This is a genomic window from Nocardia vaccinii NBRC 15922, from assembly GCF_001613305.1.
GTDB classification, from domain to species: Bacteria; Actinomycetota; Actinomycetes; order Mycobacteriales; family Mycobacteriaceae; genus Nocardia; species Nocardia vaccinii.
The window spans coordinates 149367-154617 of sequence record NZ_BDCC01000035.1 but is presented as its reverse complement, the minus strand read 5'-3'; the positions used below and the strand labels follow the sequence as shown (position 1 = coordinate 154617).

Genomic DNA, 5251 nt, shown 5'->3' with positions numbered 1-5251 from the left:
ACGTCCGCTACCACCACGACCGCGGCCGCAGCCGGTTGGCCAGATCGATCAGCGCGTACCGCTGCAGGCGGCGCGGTGTGGTGCGGGCGATTTGACGCAGTGCCAGTTCGATCCCCTCGCGCAGCGCCTCGTCGGAGTAGTGCAGGCCCAGGATCGTCGAGTCCGGCTCCGGCGCAGATCCGCTGCGGCGCAACCAATCCAGCGCGGCGCTCAGGACCAGGACCCGCATCTGTTGCAGGCGGGGTTCGTCGGGCAGATTGCGCAGATGGGCCGCGGCTTCGTCGAGGTCCCGGCGGGTCAGCTCATCGGCCGGCCGGGTCACCAGCAGCAGGCAGGCGGTCATCCGGGCCACGTCGTGGTGGCGCGAGGTCTCGGGCATCTGCTGCAGGGTGGCGACGGCGGCGGTGTGATCCTTCGCCTCGGCCAGGCAGCGAGCCAATCCGAAAGCGGCGCTGGCGATTCCGTGATTGGCGCGCCAGACCGCGCGGTAGTGCTCGGTCGCGGCGCGCTCCCACCGATCCGGATCCTCGGGCCCGGATTCGATCAGCAGTTCGGCGGTCGCGGCCAGCGCCAGCAGCGGGGCGGCCTCGCCGGGCACCATGTCGGCGACGAGATCGAAATGCGCATAAGCCTTTTCGTAATCCGCGTCGATGAGCTCGGCGACCGCGGCATACCATTCGATGCGCCAGTCGACGCCGTAGCCCGAACGCAGGGCGACCAGTTTGGATCGCGCGTATTCCACCTCGCCGAGATCCAGATAGGCGCGAATCTCGGTCAACGCGCCCTCCAGTTCGAAGGTCTCCGGCATGGCGATCTTGCCGATGCGCATGTTCTCCCGGCCCTGGCGCAGGGTGTCCAGCGCCCGATGCGGTTCGCCGTGCAGCAGTGGCGAGAGCAGATCCGCGCTGGGATCCTCGGCATCGATCAGCGGAACCGGAAGGGCCGCAGCGACATTCGCGGCACCGAGGTCCGGTGCGCGGTGCACACCGTCGACCATGGCATCGGTCTGCCGGACCAGCGTATCGATGCCGAAATCCCCTCGCGGCGCGCTGAATATGGTGGAGACCTGGGGATATTCCCGACCGGTGTCCTCGGACAGAGCCGCGCGCAGCACGCCGAGCAACTGCCGGTACAGCGCATAGGCGGACGGAAAACGCTGGGCGGGATCGGGATCGGTGGCCCGGTGCACCAGCCGCGCGAACGCCGGATAACGCCTCAGCACCGGTTCGTCCTCGGCGGACGGGATTCCGGGCAGTTTGTGACCGTGCGCATCGGTGGGCATCCGCATGGTCAGCGCGGCCAGGGTGCGCCCGACGGTGTAGATGTCCGAGGCGACGGTCGGACCGGTGCGGGTGAACTCGGGCGCCTGGTAGCCGGGCGTGCCGTACAGACTGCCGCCGGATTGGCGAGCGGCCACCGCGCCGAGGTCGATCAGTTTGACCTCGTCCTCGCTGACCATGATGTTGTCGGGTTTGAGATCGTTGTAGGCCAACCCGAACGAATGCAGATAGTCCAGTGCCGGAAGCACTTCGAGCATATAGGCGACGGCCTCGGCGACCGGCAGGCATTCGGGGGCGCGCTCGTCCAGTTCGGTCTTGAGCGAGCGCCCGCCGACGTACTCCATCACGATGTAGCCGCACGGAATCCCGTCCGCACCACGATGTTTGACGAAGTTGTAGATCTTCACGATCGCCGGATGCGCCATCTCGGACAGGAATTGGCGTTCGGCCAGTGCCACCACGTGCGCCTCGATGTCCAGGGGATTCTGCAAGCCCTTCAACACCACCCAGCGCCCGCTGACATTCCGGTCGCGGGCCAGGAAGATCCAACCCATCCCGCCGTAGGCCAGACAACCCCGCACCTCGTACTGATCGGCGACAAGTTCGCCGGGCTCGAGCATGGGCCGAAAGTTGAACGGGGAGCCGCAGTGTGCGCACGTTCCGGCCGAGACGTCGCGGGGCCGGGAGCCCGACGTGGGTTCGGGAGCGCTCTCGGCGCTCTCTTCGGAGCGCCCGACCGGCTGCTGACATTTCCAGCAGAAGCGTTTGTCCTCGGGCACTTGGGGATCGCGCAGTACCGCGGCCGTCGGATCGACCGGGTTCACCCGCGGCAGCGTGACCAGCCCGACGCCGACCCGCCGCACGCCGGGACGCGAGCGCTGCTCGGTATCCGACGCAGCCGGAACCGAATCCTCTTGCTCCGCCCACGAACTGGGCTGGGTGACCACCGTGCGCCGGGTCGCCCACCGATACGATGTATCGGCGGCCTCGCGCAGCTGGCGCGTCGCCCACGGGGGTGGACTCGGGTGGCCGGACGGGCTGGAATTCTCGGCCATTCGTCTTCTCAGAACCTCGAACCTCGCAGTGATCCGGAAACCCCACCGCTCCGCAGCCGGAGTGATCCGTACTGCGGAGCGGCGGGGACCGGTCCCGGCGGTGTTCCGGTGGTCACCGGAATCGTCGGGTATCAGTGCGATTGTGCCTCATCGTCCGAGCTCCTGCCGGGACTGGAGAATTTGTCCTCCCGGTGTTCCATCGGACGCTCGGCGAGCACCGGGAACTGACCGGTGTAGCCGACCCGCGCGGCCGCCAGCTCGAGCACCCGCTTGCGGGCCAGGAACCAGCCGCCGATCAACAGCGGGACCACGACCACGGCCATGGCCAGGACCGCGCCCCATTGCGTCGAGTCGCCGCTGATCACCATCAGCACCACGACCGCCGCGAGGAAGATCAGCGTCGCGAAACTGGTGTACGGCGCGCCGATCAGCCGGAAGGACGGACGTTCGATCTTGCCGTCCCGAGACCACCGCCACAGCTGCAGCTGGCACAGGATGATCGCGGTCCAGGCGAACATGGTGCCCAGAGCCGACATGTTCATCACGATCTCGAACGCCTGCTTCGGGACGACCGCGTTGAGTCCCACACCCAGCAGCGCGACACAGCCGGTCGCGAGAATGCCCACGTAGGGCACGCCGCGGCTGGACATCCGCGAGCCGATCTTCGGTGCGCTGCCGTTCATCGACATCGAGCGCAGGATGCGACCGGTCGAATACAGTCCGGCGTTCAGGCTGGAGAACGCGGCGGTCAGGACCACCAGGTTCATCAGCGTGCCGCCGCCGTGCAGGCCCAGCTTGGAGAAGAACGTCACGAACGGGCTGACCTTGGGGTTGAACTCGTTCCACGGAATGAGCAGCGACAGCAGCACCAGCGAGCCGACGTAGAACAACGCGATACGGGCGATGACCGAGTTGATCGCGCGGGGCATGACCTTCTCGGGGTTCTCCGACTCGCCGGCCGCGGTGCCGATCAATTCGACGGCGGCATAGGCGAATACGACGCCCGTGGTGGACAACACCAGTGGCCAGGTGCCGTTCGGGAACAAGCCGCCGTGCTGGCTGATGACGCTCCAGCCCGTGCTCTGACCCGCCAGGGTGAACCGCCCGGCCAGGAAGACCGTGCCCAGGATCAGGAAGCCGACCAGCGCGACGACCTTGATCAACGCGGCCCAGAACTCCATCTCACCGAACCACTTCACCGAGATCATGTTGATGCTCAGCACGATGGCCAGTGCGATCAGCGCGATCAGCCACTGCGGGATGACCTTGAACGCGCCCCAGAAGTGCATATAGGTGGCGATCGCGGTGATATCCGCGATTCCGGTCATGCACCAGTGGAAGAAGTACATCCAGCCGACGCCGAAGGCCAGTTTCTCGCCGTAGAACTCCCGGGCGTAGGAGACGAACGAGCCCGAGGAGGGCCGGTGCAGCACCAGCTCGCCGAGGGCGCGAAGTATGAAGAACACGAAGATGCCGCAGACGGCGTAGGCGATGAACAGGCTCGCGCCTGCGGTGTGCAACCGGGAGCTCGCGCCGAGGAACAGTCCCGTGCCGATCGCGCCGCCGATGGCGATCATCTGCATCTGACGTGGGCGCAGGGCCTTGTGGTAGCCCTCGTCCTCGGCGTGCAGGGACTGCGCCTGCGTCTCCGGAGGAGGTTGAACGGTGGTCATGTGCGGGACCTTCCTTGTGATGCCGATCATACCGCTGTGTGGTGTAACGTACCGCTGATAAATGGCACATGCAAGAGGTAAGTTCATATGTAACGTCATGGAAACTCGTGGCCCTCACCGAAACCCGGTGGTTACGGGCACTGTGGACGCGGGTTTCCATATGGTTTCCTGGAGGTATGGCTGTGGAATCGGAGTTCACGATCGACGAGTTGGCGCGCGAGGCCGGGATGACCGTGCGCACGCTGCGCGTGTACAACGAGCGCGGTTTGCTGCCACCCCCGCAGTTGAAGGGACGCACCGGCTTCTACAGCGAGGAACATCTGAACCGGGTGCGGATCATCAGCCGGCTGCTCGACCGCGGCATCAAGCTCAACGGTGTGCGCGACCTGCTCGAGGCGTGGGATCGCGGCGACGATCTGGCCGCGGTGCTAGGGGTGAGCGCCTCGACCGCGCCGGCGCCCGCGCCGCCGAAACCCGCGGCCGTCGCGACCGAAACCACCATTGCCGCAACCGAACTCGCCGAACGCTACAGCGAGATCCCGAACGGTCTGGCGCGCGTGGTGACCACCGGCCTGTACGAACCGGTGGACGCCACCACGTACCGGGTCAAGGATCCGCACCTGGTCGACATCGCCGCGCAGCTGATGAGCGCGGGCGTGCCGCCGAACCGGGTGCTCGACGAGATCGAGCGGTTGCGGGATGATTGCGATCACATCGCCCGGCAGTTCGTGGACATGTTCGAGCGGACCGCCGTGCGCGAGTTCCGCCGGTCCGATCGCAAATCGCAGGATGTGGCCGAATTCGTCGGACACCTGTCGATGACGCGGTCGATGCCCGGCAAGGTGGCGAGCGACCTGATCGGTCAGTACGTCGCCCGATATCTCGAACACGTCACCCGGGAGCTGGGTGACATCCTGCCCGACGGCGTGTGAGCCGCTACTGCGACGAGTTCTTCTCGTTGTCCTCGAACGTCTTTGCGGAGTCCCGCAGATTGTTCGCGTTGTCGGTGAACACCGTCACCAGCTGCGAGAGCGTATTGAACATCCCGTCGCGGTTGGTGATGTAGCCCTTGTCGCCCTCGGCGAACCTCTTGCCGTTCTTGTCGTCGCCCCAGGGGGCGCCCTTGGCGGCGGTGGAGGACTGCAGTCTGTCGAGAATCGACTTGGTGGTGGCGGAGACGTCGTCGAACTCCGTCGCGGCCTTGCGCAGGCCGTCGGGATTCAGCTCTACCGGTTCGCTCACG

General features: G+C 66.3%; 4 protein-coding genes. 1 reads left to right on the top strand and 3 read right to left on the bottom strand.

Annotation, left to right across the window (positions count from 1 at the left end):
• Positions 1 to 7 precede the first annotated feature (7 nt).
• Positions 8 to 2335 (bottom strand): serine/threonine-protein kinase, encoded by a 2328-nt coding sequence (locus tag NV1_RS23595; RefSeq protein ID WP_067895203.1) that lies wholly within the window; start codon positions 2333 to 2335, stop codon positions 8 to 10.
• Positions 2336 to 2466: 131 nt separating this feature from the next.
• On the bottom strand, positions 2467 to 4008 hold the full coding sequence (locus tag NV1_RS23590) for an amino acid permease (protein ID WP_067895199.1): 1542 nt from the start codon (positions 4006 to 4008) through the stop codon (positions 2467 to 2469).
• Positions 4009 to 4184: 176 nt separating this feature from the next.
• Between NV1_RS23590 and NV1_RS23585 the strand changes: the two genes are divergently transcribed.
• Entirely contained in the window at positions 4185 to 4940 is a 756-nt protein-coding gene (locus NV1_RS23585; RefSeq protein WP_067895196.1) for a MerR family transcriptional regulator, read from the top strand.
• 4 nt (positions 4941 to 4944) lie between these two features.
• Here the strand turns inward: NV1_RS23585 and NV1_RS23580 are convergent, their stop codons facing one another.
• Entirely contained in the window at positions 4945 to 5250 is a 306-nt protein-coding gene (locus NV1_RS23580; protein ID WP_067895193.1) for a WXG100 family type VII secretion target, read from the bottom strand.
• Between the last annotated feature and the right edge of the window lies 1 nt (position 5251).

Excerpts from the sequence above, each read along its gene's own strand:
- NV1_RS23595 (WP_067895203.1), bottom strand. The coding sequence starts at position 2,335 with ATGGCCGAGAATTCCAGCCCGTCCGGCCACCCGAGTCCACCCCCGTGG.
- NV1_RS23590 (WP_067895199.1), bottom strand. The coding sequence starts at position 4,008 with ATGACCACCGTTCAACCTCCTCCGGAGACGCAGGCGCAGTCCCTGCAC.
- NV1_RS23585 (WP_067895196.1), top strand. The coding sequence starts at position 4,185 with ATGGCTGTGGAATCGGAGTTCACGATCGACGAGTTGGCGCGCGAGGCC.